Origin of the sequence: Nocardia sp. CWNU-33 (assembly GCF_046764895.1) — a bacterium.
In the GTDB taxonomy this organism is placed as follows: Bacteria; Actinomycetota; Actinomycetes; order Mycobacteriales; family Mycobacteriaceae; genus Nocardia.
In genome coordinates, this window is the sequence record NZ_JBKOQN010000004.1 from 278,943 (window position 1) to 298,813 (window position 19,871).

Here is a 19,871-nt window from a genome sequence, read left to right on the forward strand (position 1 = left end):
GAATGGGCCAGGGTTAGTCTCGATCGCCATGCATCCACCTCAGCTGGATTCAACGCAACCCGCCCCGCCGGTTCGGCAGCTACGCCGGCGCACGGTGCTGGCTTCGGCCCTGGCCGCGCCGCTGCTCGCCACCGGGTGCGGCGCCGACGACGACGCCTTGACCTTCTTCTTCGGCGCCCGGCCACAGGAAGCGCGGGTCCGGCAGCGGATCATTCAGGAATTCCAGAAAACCCACCCGGACATCAAGATTCGCACCATTGTGTCGGGGCCCGATGCGCTGCAGCAGATGCTCACCTATTGTGCGGGCGGCAAATGTCCCGACATCATCATGGCCTGGGAACTGCTCTACGCCAGTCTCGCCGAGCGCGGCGTGCTTCTGGACCTCAACCCGTTGCTCCAGCGCGACGCCGAGCATGCCGCCGCGCTGCGCAGTGACGGATTCCCGACGCTGTATGACACATTCACCTATTCCGGTGGGCAATACGCGCTGCCCGAGCAGTGGTCCGGGGTGTTCCTCTACTACAACCGGCAGCTGTTCGCCGAGGCCGGATTAACTCCGCCCGCCCGCTGGATCGAGGCATGGAGTTTCGCTGAATTCCTCGACACGACAAAGGCTCTCACTCATCGCGAGTCCTCGGGCCGAACGCGGCAATGGGGCTTCACCGACGCCTGGGTGCCGTACTTCTCGGCGGCTTGCTTCGGCATGAACAACGGGGTGGAGTGGTTCACGCCGTCGGTGGGGCCGACCAGAACCAATCTCGGCGATCCCCGGTTCGCCGAGGGATTCCAGTTCTACGCCGATCTCGCGTTGCGACATCACGTCGCGCCGAGAGTCGCTGACCAGCAATCGGTTTCGGCGCCAGACCTGTTCCGGCGCGGCAAGGCCGGGATGATGATGGGCGGGCACTGGCTGTACTCCGAATTCGTCGGCAAGAAGGACCTCGATGTCGATCTCACGGTGCTGCCGGTCGGTCCACACGGTGGTCCCGGCGCGATCACCGATGTGGGATGCACCGGTCTGTCCATCGCGGCGGACAGCCCGCGCATCGAACAGGCCTGGGAATTCGTCAAATTCGCGACCGGCCCGGTAGGCCAGGCCATCATCGCCGCCTCGGGTCTGTTCGTCCCCGTCCTGAAATCGGCCATGAGTTCGCGCGGTTTCGCCGACGCGCACCGCGAAATCCGCAACCTGGAAGTCCTCACCGGCGGCCCCGCCGGCTCCCGCCCACTCCCGGTCACCCCTGCCTGGGGCAAGGTTTCGGCCCTGCTCGAACGCGGCGGCAACCGAGTCCTCCGCGGCGCCGCCACCGCGGCTTCCCTCAACGGCGACTTCACCACCGACATCAACGCCCTCCTGGAGCCCACCACATGACCACGCTGCGCGAGCGCCTGTCGAGCGGCACCGGGCTGCGGCGAACCTCGACCAGTGCCCACCACCCTGTGCCACTCGGCGAACGCGGGCGGCTGGCCCGGCAGCGAGAGCGGGCGGGATGGTTGTTCGTGGCGCCGAACCTGGCGGCGGTGGGGGTGTTTTTGCTTTTTCCGTTGGGGTTTTCGCTGTATTTGAGCTTTCACGCGTGGGATTTGTTCAGTGCGCCCCGCTTCGTGGGGTTGGCGAACTATCGGCGGTTGTTCGGGGCGGATCCGCTGTTTCTCATCGCGTTACGGAATACGGCGGCTTTCACGGTGCTGACGCTGGTGCCGACGGTGGTGATCGGGTTGGGCGTCGCCGCGGTGCTCAACCGAAAGTTGGCGGGCATCGGCATCTTTCGGACCATCGCGTTTCTACCGTTGGTGGCTTCCACCGTGGCCATGGCTGTGGTGTGGCGGTTCATTTTCACCAGTGACGACGGGCTGCTCAACATCGTGCTCGGCTGGGTCGGTATCGATCCGGTGCCGTGGTTGATCGATCCGGACTGGGCGCTGGTGTCGCTGAGCATCGTGACCGTGTGGAAGAGCGTGCCTTTCGCGACGGTGATCCTGCTGGCCGCCATGCAGGGGGTGCCGGAGACGCTGTACGAGGCGGCGAAGATCGACGGGGCCGGTGCGCTGCGGCGGTTCTGGTCGATCACGGTGCCGCTGATTCGCGGACCGCTGTCGTTCGTCTTCGTCATCACGATCATCAACTCGGTGCAGGCCTTCGACCAGGCGTATGCGCTGACCGGCGGTAACGGCGGGCCGGAGACGGGCACCTATCTGCTCGGAATCATGCTGTTCCAGAACGCATTCAGCTTCTATGAGGTCGGGTACGCGGCGGCGCTGGCCTGGGTGATCTTCGCGATCCTGCTGGTGGTGACCTTGGTGCAGTTGCGGTTCGCGCGGCGCGAGGAGGTCGAATTGTGAACGCCTACCGGGTTGTTCGCCGTGCATCATTGATAGAGCGCAGCGCTGAAACAGTGGAGCGGCCGATGCAAGCGCCCGCCTGTGCACCGGCCACCGAGATCGGTGTCGTTGTCCGGGGCGGTCGGGTTCAGCGGGCAATCATCCGGCGTACGCTGCGGGGCACCCTCAGCTATGTTGCTCTGATGGGTATTGCCTGGTGCGCGCTCGCCCCGATCCTGTGGGCGCTGTCGGGCTCCCTGAAGCGTGACGGCGAGATCACCGATCCGACACTGCTGCCCGCGCAACCGCAATGGTCGAACTATCGCGAGATCTTCGATCTGCTGCCGCTGGGCCGGATGTTGCTCAACACCACCGTCTATGCGGTGTGCGTCACCGCGGGACAGGTCTTCTTCTGCGCGCTGGCTGGATATGCCTTCGCCCGCCTGCGATTTCGCGGTCGGGACGCCTTGTTTGTCGCCTATCTCGGCACCCTCATGGTGCCGCTGACCGTCACGGTGATCCCGCAGTTTCTGATCATGCGCGCGTTCGGCTGGGTGGACACCCCGTGGGCGATGATCGTGCCCGGCCTGTTCGGCAGCGCGTTCGGCACCTACATGATGCGCCAATTCTTCCGCACCCTGCCCGCGGAGCTCGAGGAAGCGGCCATCATCGACGGTTGCACCACCTGGCAGGTCTTCTGGCGCGTCCTGCTCCCGCACACCCGCCCCGCCCTCATGGTGCTGGCCGTCCTCACCTGGATCGGCGTCTGGAACGACTTCCTCTGGCCGCTGGTGATGATCCAGCGCAACGAGATTGCCACCGCCACTTTGGGTTTGGTGCGATTGCAAGGCCAATACCACACCCAATGGCCGATCCTGATGGCCGCCACCATGGTCCTGCTCGCCCCGCTGCTGGTGATCTACGCGATCGCGCAGAAGTCCTTCGTCAGCGGCATCGCACAGTCGGGAATCGGCGGCCGCTGAGTTCTGCTCGATCGCGCTGGTTACGCCCTTCCTCGGTCGAAATTCGATGCACGCCTGGTAAAACCGGCTTATCAGCGGTTTCCTGGCACCCGAGCCGTACCGTCTTCAGGGTGCGCGCACGCGGCCGGGCGTCCATGGGCGAACCCGGCCGCGCTTGCCGCCGATCTACTCGCCCCAATAGGTGCCGAAGCTCCAGACATTGCCTTCGGGATCGCGGACGGTGAAGCCGCGGGAGCCGTAGTCCTCATCGCGCAGGCCGCGCACCACCTCGGCTCCCGCGGCGGTCGCGCGTGCGAAGAGGTCGTCGGGGTTATCGCTGACGACGTAGGTGGAGTCATTGCCGGGGGAGCGCTGTCCGAACACAGTGTCGTCGCGGCCGTGGGAGCCGAACATGATGCCGCCGCCGAGCGGCCAGCGCAGCTCGCCGTGTTCGACGATCGACGGGTCATCTTCGCGGGTATAGACGCCGGTTTCCTCGAAGCCGAAGGCCTCGATGAGGAACGCGGACATGGCGCGAGCGTCACGGAAGATCAGGCAGGGCCAGATCGCGGTGGCGGTGCTGGTTGCTGTCGTGGGATTTGTCATGTCTCCAGCCTCATCCGGCGAACCCCGCGTTGTCTTGGACGGATGGAATCTCCTCGGCCAGCCAGGTAGTCGGGCTGCAGCCGGCCAAGTCCGCGAAGTCGCGGTTGAGGTGGGCCTGGTCGTAGTAGCCACAGGTGGCCGCGACCTGGGCAATGCTCACGAAGGACGGGGTGCGTTCGATCATGTGTCGCGCACGTTCGAATCGGGCGACCCGCGCGGCCAGCTTCGGGCCGAGGCCGAACTCCGCGCCGAAACGGCGGGCCAGGTGCTGCCGACTCCAGCCGATCTTCTCGGCCAGCGGACCGATGGGCGCGGTGCCGCCGGTATCGACCAAAGTCCGCCAGGCCCAGGTCAATTCGGGCGTCACCACCCGATCATGGCAGGCCAGATCGGTCAGTGCGCGATCGCACGCGGCGAAGCGATCCGGCCAGGCGGGCAATGTCTGGATTTGCTCCCAGAGTTGGCGCCCGGCCGGGCCGATCACGTCCGCAAATTCCATCGACATGTTCCAGAGTTCGCCCGCGGGCATGCCGAACAGGGTGCGACAGCCCAGTGGAGTCAGGGCGATCGACACGCCCTCTTGAAAACCGTCGTGGGCGATGGTCGCACTGCTGGCTTGCAGACCGCTGAGCACGCAGCCGTAATTGTCGGGCGTCTGTCGCGGATCGGTTTGTGCGACAACGTCGATGGTGTGCCCGATGGCGACGATGAACGTCATGTGCCGCGATGGCAGTCCCCGATGCAGTCCGGGCGCGAACCCGGACATGCGGTAGCCGACGTAGCGGTCGATGAAGGCCGCGAGCGCGGGTGCCGGTCGTGCCGTCACCACTTCGGTGGTCGGCTCCATGAACGTCACGCTACGCCCGTCGCCGGTTCCCGCAACCTGCCGTCAGAGCGCAACGCGGAACTGTGCCTGCCGCAACTGCACCGGCCATCCCGAAGCGCTCTGGTACATGTGCATCGGGCAGGCGGGGTCATACGTGATCGGCGCGCCGCCGGATCGTCGATGCCAACCGAGCGGCGCCACAGGATGGGTTTGTCGCTCAGCTCGCGACGTTGATGTGCGCGCGGATCAGCTGCGGGTCGGCCGCTGCGTCGAGCATGCACGCGGCGAGATCGGCCCTGGAGATTCTGATCCCGAACGTCACATTGCGCTCGATTGCGGTCCGGTAGGAGCCCTTCGCCGGCTTGTCGGTGAGCTGGGGTGCGCGGATGATCGTCCAATCCAGCGCGGTGTCACGCACCGCTTGCTCGGCTGCGGCCATGTCGTCGAGGCTGTGCCGCAGCAGCGCACGCAGGATGAGCGGCTTGACCACGAAGCGGGTGAACCAGTCGTCGCCCGGCCCTGCGATTCTGGCGCTGTTGCTGACCAGGACGATGCGGCGGACGCCGACCGATTCCATGGCCTTGGTGATGGACAGGGCGGTGTCGGTCGCAACACTCGTCGGTCCTTTGTCTCTGGAGCCGATGGTGTCGAGCACCGCGTCCGCACCTCGGATCGCTTCCGTGAGCGATCCGGGGTCCATGACGTCGGCCGGCACGACCCGGAGCTGGGGACGGTCCTGGATCGAGTGCGCACCGCGGACCACCGCGGTCACCTGGTGTCCGGCCGCCAGGGCTTGGTGCACAAGGTGTTCGCCGGTGCGTCCGGTTGCTCCGAAAATTGTGAGTCGCATGACGGGCCCTTCTAGTTGGTGAGTATTTACTAACCTAGAATGGGTGAGTACTTACTAACTTGTCAACCGGGAGGCACCGTGGGAACGCGCGATCAGATCCTCGACGCCGCCGCCGAGATCATGCGCAACCGTGGGGTGGCCTTCGCTACTACCAAGGAGATCGCCAAGGCCGCAGGGTATTCGGAAGCCGCGCTCTACAAGCACTTCAGCGACAAAGAAGACCTCATACTCAATGTCCTGCGGCATCGCATGCCGGGTTCGAACGAGGCCGGGCCGCAGCCGGGTGCGGCCACGGTGGAAGGCAATCTCGCCGCGATGGCGCGCGGCGCACTCAGCTTCTATCAGCAATCGCTGCCACTGCTCGGTGGCCTGTTGGCTCAGCCGAAACGGATGGCGGCACACCGTGATTCGATGAATCGCCATGGCGCGGGTCCCGGTCGTGCAATCGCGGGCATCGCCGGCTATCTGCGCGCCGAGCAGGAACTCGGTCGGGTCGATTCGGCCGCCGACGTCGATACAGTCGCGGCCCTCCTCGACGGAGCCTGCTTCCATCAGGCCTTCCTGCGTTTCTATGAAGCGGGACCCGATGCGACACCCGCACCGGACCAGCTCGCACGGAATCTCGCACGGACGCTCACTCGGGCCCTCGGTCCGGACGCGGGCGCAGAGTCGCGCAGCTGAACCTCTGCGCGGCAGGGGCCCGAACGTGCCTCTCAGCCGATGTCGAGCGATGGTGAGATGGAGCACTCGGGCCGCCGAGGCGCTGCGGAAACACACTGTTGTCCGGTTACCGTTACCGCTTCTAAGCATTTTGGAGGTGTGATGCGGCGGGTTCAATACGAGCGCAGCGGTGGTCCGGAGGTACTCGAGGTCGTGTCGGTCGAGGCGCCGACGCCGGGCCCGGGTGAACTTCTGGTTCGGGTCGAGGCGATCGGGGTGACCCTGCCGGTGGTCCGCAAGGTGCGTGAGCCGCGGGAGCCGATCGCGCTGGGCGGCGAGATCGCGGGTGAAGTGGTCGCGGTCGGCGAGGGCGTCACCGGATACGCGCCCGGCTACCGGGTGACCGGACTGGTGTTCGGCCACGGTTATGCCGATTACGCGCTGTTGTCGGTGGCGATGGCGTCGCCCATTCCCGACGGCGCCTCCGCAGTCGATGCTGTCGCGCTGGTGCGCAGCGGGCTCGTCGCCTTGGGTGCGCTCGACGCCGCGAACCCGAAGGACGGCGAGGCCGCGCTGGTCACGGCTGCCGCGAGCGGCGTCGGGCACCTTGCTGTTCAGCTGGCACGGGTGCGCGGTGCGGCGCGGGTGGTCGCTGCGGTCTCTGATCTCGCCAAGGCGGATTTCGTGCGTGATCTCGGCGCGGACCAGGTGGTCGGATACGGGCAGGAGTCGTGGGGCGACCCCGTCGACTACGCGCTCGACGCGGTCGGTGGCGAACTGCTCACCCCCGCCGTCGCGGCACTCGCGCCAGGCGGACGGCTGGTCGCCTACAGCTCCGGCGGCGGCACGATCCAGGCCTACGATCTGCTCGTCGGAGCCAAATCGGTGACTGGTTTCCAGCTCGCGCTGATCGCCAGGAACTCCCCGGATCTGTACGAGCACTGGCGGCAGGAACTCTGGCAGTACTTCGCCTCGGGCCAACTGCGCCCCGCCGTCCATGCGGAATTCGCACTCGAGGACGCCGCCGCGGCGCACGCCGTCGTCGAAGCCCGCGCCAACCTCGGCAAGGTCGTCCTGATTCCCTGACGTTGCCCGAAGCCTGCGTCGCCACCCCATCCGGTGCGCGGCGGCGCAGGCAGTGTGACAGCCGTTCGGCGACGGCGCGGGAAGAGTGGCCCGGACCGCCGCGTAGACTCTGTTCCTCGTGAGTCTCACCCTCGGAATCGTCGGCCTGCCCAACGTCGGAAAGTCGACGCTGTTCAACGCGCTGACCAAGAACGACGTGCTTGCGGCGAACTACCCGTTCGCGACCATCGAGCCGAACGTCGGGGTGGTGCCACTGCCGGACCCGCGGCTGAACAAGCTCGCCGAGATCTTCGGTTCCGAGCGCATCGTGCCCGCTGTGGTGTCGTTCGTCGACATCGCGGGCATCGTGAAAGGCGCCTCCGAAGGTGCGGGCCTCGGCAACAAGTTCCTCGCCAACATTCGTGAGGCCGACGCCATCTGCCAGGTGGTTCGGGTGTTCGCCGACGACGACGTCATCCACGTCGACGGGCGGGTCGACCCGACCTCCGACATCGAGGTGATCGAGACCGAGCTGATCATCGCCGACATGCAGACGCTGGAGAAGGCGATCCCGCGGTTGGAGAAGGAAGCCAAGGTCAAGAAGGACCGCAAGCCGGTTCTCGACGCCGCCAAGGCCGCCCAGGAAGTCCTCGACACCGGCGCGACCCTCTTCTCGGCCCGCGCGAAGCTGGACAACGAACTGCTGAAAGAGCTTTCGCTGCTCACCACCAAGCCGTTCCTCTACGTCTTCAACGCCGACGAGGCGGTGCTCACCGACGAGGCGAAGATCGCGGAGCTGAAAGCCGCAGTGGCCCCGGCCGATGCGGTGTTCCTCGACGCGAAGGTCGAATCCGAACTGCTCGAGCTCGACGACGAATCCGCCATCGAACTCCTCGAATCCATCGGCCAGACCGAACCCGGCCTGCACGCCCTCGCCCGCGCCGGCTTCCACACCCTCGGCCTGCAGACCTACCTCACCGCAGGCCCGAAAGAGGCCCGCGCCTGGACAATCCACCAGGGCGACACCGCCCCCAAGGCCGCCGGCGTCATCCACACCGACTTCGAACGCGGCTTCATCAAGGCCGAAGTGGTCTCCTTCGCCGATCTCGTCGAACACGGCTCCATGGCGGCGGCGAAGGCTGCGGGCAAGGTTCGGATGGAAGGCAAGGACTACAACATGGTCGACGGGGACGTCGTCGAGTTCCGCTTCAACGTGTAATTCGTTGCGCCCGGGGGCAAATGAAGGAGCCCAGGCGCATGAAGTGTTGCAGAGGCAGCGCTGGGGCGTTCTCCAACAGGATAGTGTTCCTGCGCAGCGATTTCGAAAGCGTCCCGCCGTTCAGCCGAAGAGGAAGTTGTTCAGAGCCAGTATCGCTCTGTTTGCCGTTGCGTTCGGTCGGCCAAGTTGTTCAGTTTAATTGAACGCTAGGGAATATTGAACACTGCCGCGCCGGGCCGCCAGCAGGTCACTCGGTTGGGCTGGGCGGCGCGAGCCGAGGCGTCTGCGCTCCGAGTGCCCGCGCCGCCGCCTCGACGGCTTGGCAGGCTCGGCGGGCGGCCCGGAATTTCGACCACTGCCGGCTCAGGGCGGCGTAGCGCTGGGTTGTTTCGGCATCGAGCCCGCAACCGAGAACGGTCTGCGCATGCGGCACCCAATCATTGGCGGCGGGACCGCCACGGCGGCGCAACCAGGGTGTTGACGATCTGCATTCAGTTCTCGCGCCGGCGTTCTACCGCGAGACCCTCAGTATGGTCAAAGGTTGACATGCAGGTTAGGACGCGGCGCGGACCGGGATGATGGATACACGTTGTCTGACTTGGGAACCCGGTCTAATTCCGCTTCAACGCGTAGGGCGGTCTTTGTTCGCCGAACGCCGTTCAGCCCGCAGTGCTCGATGGCCAGGCCTTGTCGTCCACTGCGAGCCATGGTTCGCCAGCCGCGGAGGTGAGGGGAGCGCCGGTGAATCCGTGTACGTCGCGGTGGAGATGGGACTGGTCGGCGTAACCGCTGTCGGCCGCCACTTGCGCGGGTGAGTGTCCCCGGACCAATTGGTGCATGGCGTGGTCGAACCGCACCAGCATGGCGGCGCGCTTGGGCGTGAGGCCGATCTGCGTGCTGAAGCGTGACCATAGCCGTTGGCGGCTCCACCCGACCTCTGTGGCCAAGCGCTCGACGCGCAATCGGCCTCGGCTGAGGATGAGTTGGCGCCATGCCCAGGCGACCTCCGGGTCGGCCCGGCGGTCGTCGCGCAACCGTGCCGACAGCATCGTCTCGATCAGCGCGAATCGTTCGTGCCAGCTGCACGTTTCGTGCATGCGCTCACTCAGGCGCGTCGCGTCGCGACCCCACAGATCGTCGAGTGCGACGATGTTCCCGGTCAATTCGGTGAGCGGTAATCCGAGGATGGCGGCTGCAACGACCGGTGACAGGCGGACCTGTACACACTCGATGGCTTGGACGCGCACCGGGGCTGCGTTGCCGGTCAGGCCGAGGGCCAGGCTGCCCGAGTGGGTTCGGCCTGTCGAGTCGCGGACGTCGAAGCAATGGTCACCGATGCTGACAGCTACCGTGACGGCCGGATGGGGAATGGCGCGCAGCTGAGCTGGGCCGTCACCGTGAATGCGGAATCCGGCCATGTCTACACCGTGCAGCGCAGGTGTCCGCGGTGGTCGTGTGATTTCCCAAGCCACACCGCGATTATATGAGCCGTCGGGTATCGGCAGTCGATGCCGACCGCCGTCGCTGACATTTCTTCAAGACGAATGTCGTTGTCGCACAGCAGGGTGGTGGTGTCACGAATCGGTCGAAGGAGGACCTATGAATGAGACCACCACTGCCGCAACGCCGGGTCGGCGACGACGCATCGGGCTGATGATCGGTGCGGTGTCGGCCGCCCTGTTCGCGGGCAACGCGGCAGGTGTCGCGACCGCCGCGCCGGACGTTTCCTATGAGCAGATGGTGCACCTTCCCGCTGGAGATATCCATGTCATATCGAGCGGGGTTCCCCGTGCGGATGCCGTGGTGCTGTTGCACGGGCTGGCCGGATCGACCACATGGTGGGCCCCGGTGATGCCCGCTCTCGCTCTGCAGAATCGATACGTGGTGCGGATCGATCTGCTCGGACACGGCGAATCGGCCAAACCGGATAGTGGTTACGGAATGGCCGAGCAGGCGAGCTGGGTCGGAGAGGTGCTCGATCGACTCGGCGTGCGCCACGCGATCGTCGTCGGACACTCCACCGGTGGCTATGTGGCGACCTCGTTGGCGGAACAGCGCCATGATCTGGTGACGGCGCTCGCGCTGATCGATACCGGTTCACGGCTGGACGCGTTCACCGACAACGGCCCGGCCGGCGATCTGCTGCTCAACCCGGCGATCGGGCAACCACTGTGGCCGCTGCTTCCGGACGCCGCTATTCGGTACTCCCTGAGCAGTGCTTTCACCCGCGACGTACCAGTTCCCGAGCGGATCATCGCCGACGTCCGAGGTATGACATACCGTAGCCTCACCGCGACGTCGAACGCGTCGGATGCGTACCTGCGGGACCGCCCCGAACCGGACCGCCTCGTGGACCTCGGCCTACCGACCATGGTGATCTATGGCTCCCAGGACAAACGCTGGCCGGCAGCGTCTTTCCAGGACTATCGCCGAGTCCCGAACGTCCGCATCGAGTCCCTCGATTGCGGTCACACCCCCATGATCGAGGATCCCGGCGCCACCGGCACCCTCATCCGCGACTTCGCCGAGCATTACTGAACAACCCCTCGTGCGTGACTGTCCTAGTGCCGGGTCAACGGGCCGATCGTGCCCGGCGTCTGCTGTCCGGCGGTTTCGATCCACGGTTACCGCGGTGCTGGGAAATCGGTGGTATCCAGGCTCCGTCATCGGCCGGATGCGTTGTGACACCCTCGATCCCGGCCACCCGATCCGGCATCGGGCCTGTGCGGTACCGGTCAACCCGGCCGACCCGGCCACCAGTTCGCCGGGCATCCTTTCGGCCCTCGACGAAGGCAACCACACGACTTTGAACCCACCGCCCGGGGAATTCAGGGCATCGAACCCCGGACACCAAGAAACGTAGGGCACACTCATGCGGATTCTCATCTCCGGCGCCAGCGTCGCCGGTCCGGTGCTGGCGTACTGGCTTACCAGGCACGGCTTTTCGGTCACGGTTGTCGAGCGCGCGCCGGCTCCGCGCAAGACCGGTGGCCACGCGGTCGACCTGTTCCGGCCCGCGATGGACATCTCGGAGAAGATGGGCGTGCTTCCACAAATCGAGGCGCGAACCACCGGCACGAACCAGATGGCCCTCTTTCCGGAAGGGGAGCGGCGGCCCGTCCGGGTGGACCTGTCCAAGATCTTCGGTGCCACATCTGATCGGCACGCCGAAATCATGCGCGACGACTTGAGCGAGATCTACTACGAGGCCGCGTGCGACGACGTCGAGTACCTGTTCGGCGACTCGATCACCGCGATCTCGCCGGACGGCGAGGTGCTGTTCGAGAACGCCGCTGCGCGCCGCTTCGACTTGATCGTCGGTGCGGACGGGCTGCACTCCAACGTGCGCCGTCTCGTCTTCGGTGAGGAGTCCCGCTTCAGTGCCTTCACCGGGGCCTATCTCGCGGTGCTCACTCTGCCCGGCACCTCCGGCGTCGACGGCGAACTCCGCATCCACGTCGGCGTTCGGCGCACCGCCGGGATGTACCGCGCGCGGCATCTCGGCGACGCGCGGGCATTGTTCCTGTTCCGCAGTGAGCGCGAACTCGACCCCCGCCGGCATCGTCGATTTAGCCGGACACTCATCCACCTACCCGTGGGAAAGGCTTGCGGCCCTTTGTGATCCAGCGCTCGACGGGCTTTGGCTCGACGCTGGACTCCTGTGCGACACACAAATTGTCGAGTCCGTCGCTGATCCACCCACATCCATGAAAACCGATTGACAGCTAGTCGAGACAGGCGATTGCAGAAACCTGTGCCGCCAGTGGGGCGTGATGCTGCCCACGAGGCCGCCGGCTCTAGCAGCCGCCCCGTGGCCAGCGCACGATCACCCGTGTAGCTGCACAGCGGATGCGTCCACACCCAATCCGTTCTCTCCCGGCGGTGAGCCCGCTAGCGGCGAGTTGTCGAGGTATCGAATCTCGTAGACCCGCTCGGTGAACTTCCAGCCGTCGGCCGTTCGCCGGTAGCGATCGTGGTAGATCGCATAGTTCAAATGTGCACTGCCGCTTTTCAACCGGCCGAGTTCGCAGATGTGGGCGCGGCCGCTGGCGGTGTCGCCGTCGATGTCGATCGCGCCGGGATGGGTGTGCTGAACGAAATAGTCCCAAGCGTTTTGCATCAGCCGCATTTTGGTCTGGAATTCGGCGCGGCCGGCGACTTCGATACCGGCGTCGGGGATGCGTAGCACCGCGTCGTCGGTGAATAGTGATGCCAGGCGGTCGAAGTCGTGCATCATCACCGCGTCGGTGAACTCGCCGCGGAGTGCTTCGATCTCGACACGGTCGGCCAGTGACCGAAAGTCGTTTGGTGTCAGCATGATTGGCTCCTCAGGAATTGATGAGAGTGGTTTCAGCGGTGGCCCGGCGTAGCGGCGCGAGTGCGGCGCTCCATGAGATGAGCTGATCCAGCACCTTGTTCAGGGTCACGGCATGGTGGTCGCCCGGGGCGAAGTGGGCGTGGTTCTCGAAATCGGTGTGCAGCGAGAGCGCCACCTCGGGGCTCACATCGGCCATGCCCAAGGTGCCGCAGACCAGCCGCAGCTGCTGCACCGCGCACACGCCCCCGTTCACACCGTAGGAGACGAATCCGACTGCCTTGTTCACCCACTCCGTGAACACGTGGTCGATGGCGTTCTTCAGCACCCCGGGGGCCGAGTGGTTGTACTCGGGGGTCACGATCACGAACCCGTCGAACGGGGCGACCCGCTCGGCCCAGGCGCGGGTGTGCTCATGTACGGAGGGGCCGAGCAGCGGTGGCACGGGCTCGTCCAGATGCGGTAGCGGGTGCTCGCGCAGGTCGATCAACTCGAACTCGGCGTCGCCGCGACGCGATGCCGCGTCCAGAACCCACTGGGCGACCTGCGGACCGTTGCGGTTGGGCCGGGTACTGCCGAGGATGATGGCGATTCTGATCATGTCCGGAACTCCTGCTCTGCTGAAGGTGTCACGACCTTCCGACGACGCAACCGACCGGAATGTCAGGCCGCCTCACAGTTCGGGTCGCTGTTTCGTCAATTCAGTGAGGGCCGCGTCGACCGAAGGAGCCGACACCATGACCGATCCGCAACTGCGCTCGGTGATCAGCGAGCGCCGTCAGCTGATCAATCTCGCCTACCGGCTGCTCGGCTCGCTGGCCGAGGCCGAGGATGTGGTGCAGGAGACCTATGCGCGCTGGTACGCCTTATCCGGGCCGCAGCGGCGGGATGTGGCGGCGCCCGGTGCTTGGTTGACGACGGTCGCCAGCCGCATCTGTCTCGATCTGCTCGGCTCGGCGCGAGCCAGGCGGGAACGCTACGTGGGCGAATGGATTCCGGAGCCGGTACCCGATCGTTCCGAATGGCTCGGTGGTCCCGCCCCCGCCGATCCCGCCGACCGGGTCACCCTCGACGAGTCGATCGGTATGGCCTTCCTCGTCGTGCTGGATTCCATGACGCCGGCCGAGCGGGTGGCGTTCGTCCTGCACGACGTCTTCCGCTACTCCTTCGCCGAGGTCGGCGACATTGTCGGGCGCACCCCCGCGGCCTGCCGCCAGCTCGCCTCCTCCGCCCGCCGCCGCATCCGTACATCGCGGGGTCCGTCGGGCACCCAGCGTGCGGAGGTGGTCCGGGACTTCAAACGGGCCTGGGAGACAAGGGATATCGAAGCCCTGATCGGTTTGCTCGATCCGCAGGCAACCGCGATCGCCGACAGCGGCGGCCTGGCTCCAGCCTTCATCCGCCCGATCAACGGCGGCGAGCAGATCGCCCGCGCCTGGATCGAAATCGCCGCTCGAGCCCCCGAGGTGACGCTGCTCGAGCGCACGGTGAACGGCCAACCCGGCCTGGTGGCGCAGCTCGCCGACACCATCGTGTCGGTCTACGCCTTCGATATCGCCGACGGCCGGATCACCCGGATCTGGGCGATCCGCAATCCGGAGAAACTTCGGCCCTGGACAGCAGGCTGAACTCCGGCACTTTCCCACTGGAGATATCCCATCGGTAGAAAAGGGTTGGGTGGGACGACGTTCGGGCTGATAGCGTGCCGGGAGACCGTGACATCGCGTGAGGAGGTGAGACCCATGAACGCTGTATCCCTGTGGGTGCTCTCCCGCTTGTTCACGGTCGGCGATTGACGTAGGTGTCGCCGGGAGCGCCTCGATAAGGCAATTCCCGAAAGGCAACAACCTATGCATTTCACTACGGAGACATCGTCGAATGGTGTCGTCGAACGCGATTTCACGCTGGGGGAGGTCCCTGGCGTGCTCTGGTCGCGCGCATCCGGCTCCGATCCCGCGCCCCTGGTGCTGATGGCGCACAGTGGCGGCCAGCATAAGCGAGCACCGGGAATCATCGGCCGCGCACACCGCTTCGTGACCGGCTGCGGTTTCCATGTCGCCGCCATCGACGCGCCCGGACACGGTGACCGGCCCCGCACGGCGGCCGACGAGCAGCGCATCACCGTCCTACGGCAGGCGCAGGCGGCGGGCCGGCCGCTCGGTCCGGCTGTCGTGGGGATCCACATCGACCTGGCGGCGCGCGCCGTGCCGGAATGGCAGGCGACCCTGGACGCCCTACAGAAGCTGCCGCAGATCGGCGCCGATGGGTCGGTCGGTTTCTGGGGCATCATGCAGGGCACCGGGATCGGGGTGCCGTTGACGGCGGTCGAACCCAGGATCACTGCGGCGATCTTCGGTTGTCTCGGACATGAATCCCTGGCCGAGGCGGCGGCACAGATCACCGTCCCGATCGAATTCCTGCTCCAGTGGGACGACGAGCACATCGACCGCCAATCCGGACTCGCGTTGTTCGACGCCTTCGCCTCGAAGGAAAAGACGTTGCACGCCAACGCGGGCGGCCATGGCGGCGTGCCCAGATTCGAGGTCGACAGCGCAACCCGGTTCTTTGCCCGCCATCTCGGCCGGGGCCGGCACGTCACCGGCCTGACGTAAGGGGTGTCGGCGTCCGGGCTCGAGCCGGACGCCGACACCGCTGTCGCATCGTGTGTTTGGCCAGACCCGAACTTCGGGGTCGTCGGCAAATGCCGGATGCTCACTTGCGTGGATGTCCGCGCTGTGTCGGAGCAGGATGAGCCCAGCGCGTCGAATCGGTCGCCCGAGTTATGGCGTGAGCGTGCGTCGCGATGAACTTCCGATCAGCCACACGGCAGCGCGTTGAACAGCTGCGTACGCTTCGGGTACTGCGGTGGAAGGGGTTGACCTTGACCCTGCGTCAGGGTTGCAGCCTTGTCGCATGACCAACAACAGCGCTTCCCCGGCTCGGCTCGCTCCGCCGGTCGGAGGATTTCAGGAGATCGACGGCCGCCGCATTTTCGTGCATCGGTTGGGCAGCGGCGGACCGGCCGTCGTGTTTCTGCCGGGCGCGAGCGCGGTAGGCCTGGACTATTTCGGTGTCCAGCAAGGGGTTTCGCAGTTCACCACCGCTGTGGTGTACGACCGCGGCGGCACGGGCTACAGCGATCCCCTCCCACTGCCACGCACCGCCGCCGCGGTCGCCACGGAACTGCACGAGCTGCTGCGCGCCCAGAACATCGCCGGCCCCTACGTACTCGCACCGCACTCCCTCGGCGGCTTCTACGCGCACCGATTTGCCCAGCTGTTCCCGCAGGACGTGGCCGGGCTGGTCTGGCTGGACGCCCTGCACCCCGAGTGGGACGAGTTCATGCCGCCCGCGGCGAGCCTGGCCGCGGCCGAGCAGACGTCGCCTGATCTGGAGCAGCTCGAACAGATGCGCCCGGCCCTGCGCGAGATGCACGGCGAGTTGCTCGCGGACTACCCGGAGCACCTGCGGCAACCGCTGATCGATGCCAAGCTGACTGCGGAATGGCTGCGCGTCGGCATCGCCGAGCGCGGCGCGTTGGCCGAACTCGCCACCGAACTGCGGTCCGGGCCGGACCTTCCCGACGTCCCGGTGGTCGCTCTCAGCGTGGTCGGCATCGACCCCGCCCAGCAGACGCTGACGTCGGAGCAGACGCTGCAGGAGATGCGCGACGGTAGAACGCGAATGGACGCCGCAATGGTGAACGCAGTCTCGCAGGGGGAACAACGCATCCTGTCCGACACCCTCCACCACCGGCTCTGCTTCGACCGCCCCGATGCCGTCGTCCAGGCGATCCGCGATGTCGTCGGCCGAGCCGCTCGCCCCTAGAATCGGCACGATCGCCTGTCACGACGACCCGAGGAGGACGGTGCTCACGATCGGCCAACTCGCCGCGACCGCCGGCGTCACTGTGCGCACCGTCCGCCACTACCATCACGTCGGGCTGTTGCCCGAGCCCGAGCGCGATGCCTCCGGCTACCGCCGCTACAGCGCGCAAGCGGCGGTGGACCTCATCCGGATCAGGACCCTCGCCGATGCCGGAGTTCCGCTGGCCCGCATCGACGCGCTGCTGCACGCACAGCCGACCGAATTCGCTTCGTCCATCACCGACATCGACGCCGAACTGCAGCGCAGAATCGACGAGCTCACCGAATACCGCCGCCGCATCGCCGAATTGGCCGGCGGCGAAAGGCTTGTCCTGCCCCCCGAGGTGGTCGCCATCCTGAACCGGATGCGCAGCCTCGGGGTCAGCGAACGACGAGTACAACTCGAGCGTGACTCCTGGATCCTGATGCAGGCACTGGAACCGGGCGTCATGCGGCAGCGGATACGGGACAAGAACGCCGCCTTCGACGACCCCGAGACGGTGCGCCTGTATCTCGCCTGCGATCAATCAGTGGACTGGGACCTGAACGATCCACGCCTGGACCGGCTCATCGACGAGCTGGACACATGGAAGATCGACCACGAACGAGACAGCGGCCGGTCAGGGCACCTGAAGCTGGTCTTTTCCCGGATCTCCGAGGAAACACCAGCATGGCAACGCATCGTCGACGCCCTCACCCACCGCGCCGAGCAGCGCCGAACCGCCGGGCACGACGGCTGAAGCCGCCACCGCATGCAGAAAGCTATCGGACGCCGGATCGGCGCTCGCAGATTCGTCCAGCCGGTCCGGACGCCGACTACCACGCACATCGGCAGCGCACATCGATAGCGTTTGCAGTGGTGTTCGACCGAGGCTCCCGTTTGCCCGCCACTGTGCTGATCAACTCCGGAATGCATTGGCGTACAAGCGCATCTGTAGAAGCAAACGACCCGCCCGTCGTACAAGACGTTTGCGTCCCATTGCCGCGCGTCATACGACGGACCGATCAGTGCCCTGCGTCAGGTCGCTGTAGCTGAACACCGCACAACCACAGATCCTCGCAAGAACTGTTCGCTGTCGGTCTGTCAGCTCGTTGGAGAAGACAACGGCCCCGGCATGCACCCGAGCACACGCGCCCGCGATCTCGCCGACTTTGCCCGTGCTCATCAACGTTCTGGCCGAGTAGGGTTCGGCCATCGTCGCTGTGCCGCCCGGCGTGTCACCTTTCTTGCCGCCCGAGACCCCGCGGCGCTGCACGAAACACTCGACCACTCGACCTCCGAGACGAGCAACACCTGCCGAAACATCAGCCATCACATCGAGGCAGTCCGTGCGCTTGGCCGAGAACAGGCCCGCGACCACTACGTCGGCACCGGCGATGACGTCCCGCGGTTCCCGCTGGATGGAGTCTGCTGGGTTTCGTCGTCGCCCGTCACCGCGTCGCATGTATCGCCGATCGCCCACGTGCGCACCCTATGAGCGGCCCGGCTCGGGCGCCAGCGGGGAACGAGCCGCCAAGTGGCGCCAAGGGATCAGCTCAGGACCGTGGCACGCTCGATTCCGGCGATCCGCGGCCACCTGTCTTGCTCATGGCGCATGACGAAGACAAGTCCGCCGCCGCAGATCGCCAGGGGATTGCGTGCCTATGTGCGGTAGTCGCGGAACGTGGCGCGCAGATCGTCGATGATGAGGTCGGGTTCTTCCATGGCGGCGAAGTGGCCGCCTCGGTCGAATTCGGTCCAGCGCACGATGTTGTGGTTCTGTTCGGCGATACGGCGGATCGGGGCGCCGATGTCGTGGGGCAGGACTGCTACGGCGACCGGCACGTTGGTGTCGGGTTCGGGTTTGCCCCAGGTGGCGGCGCCTTCGTAGTAGTAGCGCGCCGATGAGCCTGCGGTGCCGTTGAGCCATTAGATCATGACGTTGGTCAGCATCGCGTCGCGGTCGACGGCATCCTCGGGTGCGTCGGTGGAGTCGGTCCAATCCTTGAACCGTTCGACGATCCAGGCCAATTGACCCACCGGCGAGTCGGTGAGCGCGTAGGACAGCGTTTGCGGCCTACTGGCTTGCAGCATCGCGTACGCGCCGAGTTGGTACTGGTAGCGGCCGGCAAGCTCGACGGCGCGCCGTTCGGCGGGATCGTCGAGGTCGGCGGTCTCGGCGGTGACGGTGGCCGAGGCGATATCCGTCAGGTGCATCGCGACCAGGTGCTCGGCATCGATGACCGCCAGCTGGCGGGTGATGGCTGCGCCGGTGTCTTCGCCGTGCGCGGCGTAACGGTCGTAGCCGAGGCGACGCATCAGTTCGGCCCATGCGTGCGCGGCTCGTGTGGTCGACCAGCCGATGGCGGGTCCGGAGAACCCGTATCCGGGGATGGTCGGCACGATGACGTCGAACGCGTCCTTTGCGTTGCCGCCGTGCGTCACCGGGTCGGTCAATGGCCCGATCACCTCGAGGAATTCCACGATCGATCCGGGCCATCCGTGCGTGAGCACCAGCGGCAATGCGTCGGATTCTGCCGAGCGGACGTGGATGAAATGCAGGTCGTGGCCGTCGATCTCGGTGCGGAACTGCGGGAAGGAGTTGAGTCGAGCCTCCTGCGCTCGCCAATCGTAGGTAGTGCGCCAGTAGTCGGCCAGTTCCCTGGTGTAGTCCAGCGGGATGCCCTGTGTCCACCCCGCGCCGGGAACCTCGTCGGGCCAGCGGTTGGCGTCCAGTCGCCGATGCAAGTCGTCGAGCTGCTCCTGGGGGACGTCGATGCGAAACGGTCGAATCTGTTCGATCATGAAATCCATCGTAGGAACCACCTAGGACAGTTTCGACCCTAGGTTCGGCAAAAGTCTAATGACGTTCGAAACCTCGGCGTGACTGGTCCGACCGCTGTCGCTCCTACGCCGAGCCTCTGGCTTACACGGGCACAGGCACTTTCGGCTCGCGCATTGGCTGACCGCGCGTTTCGCAGAGCTGAGCCCCCGGGTGTCGGCGAATTCGAGGGGTCGTTGCAACTCCGCCGCTAGCTGGTGGGGGCAAGAGCTTAGCTGGACGAGCTGGTCGCGGCTGTGGACTGACAGGTCGCTGCCCTTGGGAAAGTATTGGCGCAGAAGACTATTCGTGTCTCGTTGGAGCCGCGTTGCCAGGGCGAGTGTGGTCGCAGAAGTAGGCGGGGATGTCGGTGGCCAGT

At 66.0% G+C, this 19,871-nt stretch carries 20 protein-coding genes and 2 pseudogenes; 12 read left to right on the forward strand and 10 right to left on the reverse strand.

The window, feature by feature from the left end; all coding sequences use genetic code 11:
- Window positions 1-28 precede the first annotated feature (28 nt).
- From ACLMAL_RS07175 to ACLMAL_RS07185, 3 genes are all read left to right on the forward strand, one after another.
- Window positions 29-1,372 carry an ABC transporter substrate-binding protein gene (locus ACLMAL_RS07175; RefSeq protein ID WP_411998350.1) on the forward strand — a complete coding sequence of 448 codons (1,344 nt, stop codon included), beginning with the start codon at window positions 29-31 and terminating at the stop codon, window positions 1,370-1,372.
- A 92-nt stretch (window positions 1,373-1,464) separates the two neighbouring features.
- Window positions 1,465-2,343 (forward strand): carbohydrate ABC transporter permease, encoded by an 879-nt coding sequence (locus ACLMAL_RS07180; RefSeq protein ID WP_411998443.1) that lies wholly within the window; start codon window positions 1,465-1,467, stop codon window positions 2,341-2,343.
- Window positions 2,344-2,525: 182 nt separating this feature from the next.
- On the forward strand, window positions 2,526-3,305 hold the full coding sequence (locus ACLMAL_RS07185) for a carbohydrate ABC transporter permease (protein ID WP_411998351.1): 780 nt from the start codon (window positions 2,526-2,528) through the stop codon (window positions 3,303-3,305).
- A 165-nt stretch (window positions 3,306-3,470) separates the two neighbouring features.
- Here the strand turns inward: ACLMAL_RS07185 and ACLMAL_RS07190 are convergent, their stop codons facing one another.
- The 3 genes from ACLMAL_RS07190 to ACLMAL_RS07200 all read right to left on the reverse strand — a co-directional run bounded on the left by ACLMAL_RS07190 (window position 3,471) and on the right by ACLMAL_RS07200 (window position 5,566).
- A complete protein-coding gene (locus tag ACLMAL_RS07190) occupies window positions 3,471-3,890 on the reverse strand; it encodes a VOC family protein (protein ID WP_411998352.1) in 420 nt (139 codons plus the stop codon).
- Between the two features lie 10 nt (window positions 3,891-3,900).
- Window positions 3,901-4,737, reverse strand: coding sequence for a helix-turn-helix domain-containing protein (locus tag ACLMAL_RS07195; protein WP_411998353.1), 837 nt, complete (start codon window positions 4,735-4,737; stop codon window positions 3,901-3,903).
- A gap of 196 nt (window positions 4,738-4,933) precedes the next feature.
- The gene (locus ACLMAL_RS07200) at window positions 4,934-5,566 is read right to left on the reverse strand and encodes an NAD(P)-dependent oxidoreductase (RefSeq protein ID WP_411998354.1); all 633 of its coding nucleotides are present in this window, start codon (window positions 5,564-5,566) and stop codon (window positions 4,934-4,936) included.
- A 78-nt stretch (window positions 5,567-5,644) separates the two neighbouring features.
- Between ACLMAL_RS07200 and ACLMAL_RS07205 the strand changes: the two genes are divergently transcribed.
- The 3 genes from ACLMAL_RS07205 (at window position 5,645) to ychF (ending at window position 8,510) form a co-directional block, all read left to right on the forward strand.
- Entirely contained in the window at window positions 5,645-6,247 is a 603-nt protein-coding gene (locus tag ACLMAL_RS07205) for a TetR/AcrR family transcriptional regulator (RefSeq protein WP_411998355.1), read from the forward strand.
- Between the two features lie 141 nt (window positions 6,248-6,388).
- Window positions 6,389-7,312, forward strand: a complete 924-nt coding sequence (locus ACLMAL_RS07210; protein WP_411998356.1) for a quinone oxidoreductase family protein — start codon at window positions 6,389-6,391, stop codon at window positions 7,310-7,312.
- Window positions 7,313-7,430: 118 nt separating this feature from the next.
- On the forward strand, window positions 7,431-8,510 hold the full coding sequence (ychF, locus tag ACLMAL_RS07215) for a redox-regulated ATPase YchF (RefSeq protein WP_411998357.1): 1,080 nt from the start codon (window positions 7,431-7,433) through the stop codon (window positions 8,508-8,510).
- A 659-nt stretch (window positions 8,511-9,169) separates the two neighbouring features.
- Here ychF and ACLMAL_RS07220 read toward each other — a convergent pair.
- The gene (locus ACLMAL_RS07220; protein ID WP_411998358.1) at window positions 9,170-9,982 is read right to left on the reverse strand and encodes a helix-turn-helix domain-containing protein; all 813 of its coding nucleotides are present in this window, start codon (window positions 9,980-9,982) and stop codon (window positions 9,170-9,172) included.
- Window positions 9,983-10,109: 127 nt separating this feature from the next.
- Here ACLMAL_RS07220 and ACLMAL_RS07225 point away from each other — a divergent pair, with 127 nt between their 5' ends.
- Both ACLMAL_RS07225 and ACLMAL_RS07230 read left to right on the forward strand, forming a co-directional pair.
- A complete protein-coding gene (locus ACLMAL_RS07225; protein ID WP_411998359.1) occupies window positions 10,110-11,048 on the forward strand; it encodes an alpha/beta fold hydrolase in 939 nt (312 codons plus the stop codon).
- A 334-nt stretch (window positions 11,049-11,382) separates the two neighbouring features.
- Window positions 11,383-12,057, forward strand: a pseudogene (locus ACLMAL_RS07230) (FAD-dependent monooxygenase); the annotation flags it as partial.
- Window positions 12,058-12,336: 279 nt separating this feature from the next.
- Here the strand turns inward: ACLMAL_RS07230 and ACLMAL_RS07235 are convergent.
- Both ACLMAL_RS07235 and ACLMAL_RS07240 read right to left on the reverse strand, forming a co-directional pair.
- Window positions 12,337-12,828 carry a nuclear transport factor 2 family protein gene (locus ACLMAL_RS07235; protein ID WP_411998360.1) on the reverse strand — a complete coding sequence of 164 codons (492 nt, stop codon included), beginning with the start codon at window positions 12,826-12,828 and terminating at the stop codon, window positions 12,337-12,339.
- A 10-nt stretch (window positions 12,829-12,838) separates the two neighbouring features.
- Window positions 12,839-13,426, reverse strand: a complete 588-nt coding sequence (locus tag ACLMAL_RS07240; RefSeq protein ID WP_411998361.1) for an NADPH-dependent FMN reductase — start codon at window positions 13,424-13,426, stop codon at window positions 12,839-12,841.
- Between the two features lie 136 nt (window positions 13,427-13,562).
- Between ACLMAL_RS07240 and sigJ the strand changes: the two genes are divergently transcribed.
- The 4 genes from sigJ (at window position 13,563) to ACLMAL_RS07260 (ending at window position 17,431) form a co-directional block, all read left to right on the forward strand.
- A complete protein-coding gene (sigJ, locus tag ACLMAL_RS07245; RefSeq protein WP_411998362.1) occupies window positions 13,563-14,453 on the forward strand; it encodes an RNA polymerase sigma factor SigJ in 891 nt (296 codons plus the stop codon).
- Window positions 14,454-14,675: 222 nt separating this feature from the next.
- Window positions 14,676-15,437 carry an alpha/beta hydrolase gene (locus tag ACLMAL_RS07250; RefSeq protein WP_411998363.1) on the forward strand — a complete coding sequence of 254 codons (762 nt, stop codon included), beginning with the start codon at window positions 14,676-14,678 and terminating at the stop codon, window positions 15,435-15,437.
- A 301-nt stretch (window positions 15,438-15,738) separates the two neighbouring features.
- The gene (locus ACLMAL_RS07255) at window positions 15,739-16,653 is read left to right on the forward strand and encodes an alpha/beta fold hydrolase (protein ID WP_411998364.1); all 915 of its coding nucleotides are present in this window, start codon (window positions 15,739-15,741) and stop codon (window positions 16,651-16,653) included.
- A gap of 40 nt (window positions 16,654-16,693) precedes the next feature.
- Complete coding sequence (locus ACLMAL_RS07260; RefSeq protein ID WP_411998365.1) at window positions 16,694-17,431, forward strand: MerR family transcriptional regulator; 738 nt, start codon at window positions 16,694-16,696, stop codon at window positions 17,429-17,431.
- A gap of 249 nt (window positions 17,432-17,680) precedes the next feature.
- Here ACLMAL_RS07260 and ACLMAL_RS07265 read toward each other — a convergent pair whose 3' ends face one another.
- The 4 genes and pseudogenes from ACLMAL_RS07265 to ACLMAL_RS07280 form a co-directional block, all read right to left on the reverse strand.
- Window positions 17,681-18,154 (reverse strand): hypothetical protein, encoded by a 474-nt coding sequence (locus tag ACLMAL_RS07265; RefSeq protein ID WP_411998366.1) that lies wholly within the window; start codon window positions 18,152-18,154, stop codon window positions 17,681-17,683.
- A gap of 179 nt (window positions 18,155-18,333) precedes the next feature.
- The gene (locus tag ACLMAL_RS07270) at window positions 18,334-18,516 is read right to left on the reverse strand and encodes a hypothetical protein (RefSeq protein ID WP_411998367.1); all 183 of its coding nucleotides are present in this window, start codon (window positions 18,514-18,516) and stop codon (window positions 18,334-18,336) included.
- Window positions 18,517-18,600: 84 nt separating this feature from the next.
- Window positions 18,601-19,476, reverse strand: coding sequence for an epoxide hydrolase family protein (locus ACLMAL_RS07275; protein ID WP_411998368.1), 876 nt, complete (start codon window positions 19,474-19,476; stop codon window positions 18,601-18,603).
- Between the two features lie 266 nt (window positions 19,477-19,742).
- Window positions 19,743-19,870, reverse strand: a pseudogene (locus ACLMAL_RS07280) (IS30 family transposase); the annotation flags it as partial.
- Between the last annotated feature and the right edge of the window lies 1 nt (window position 19,871).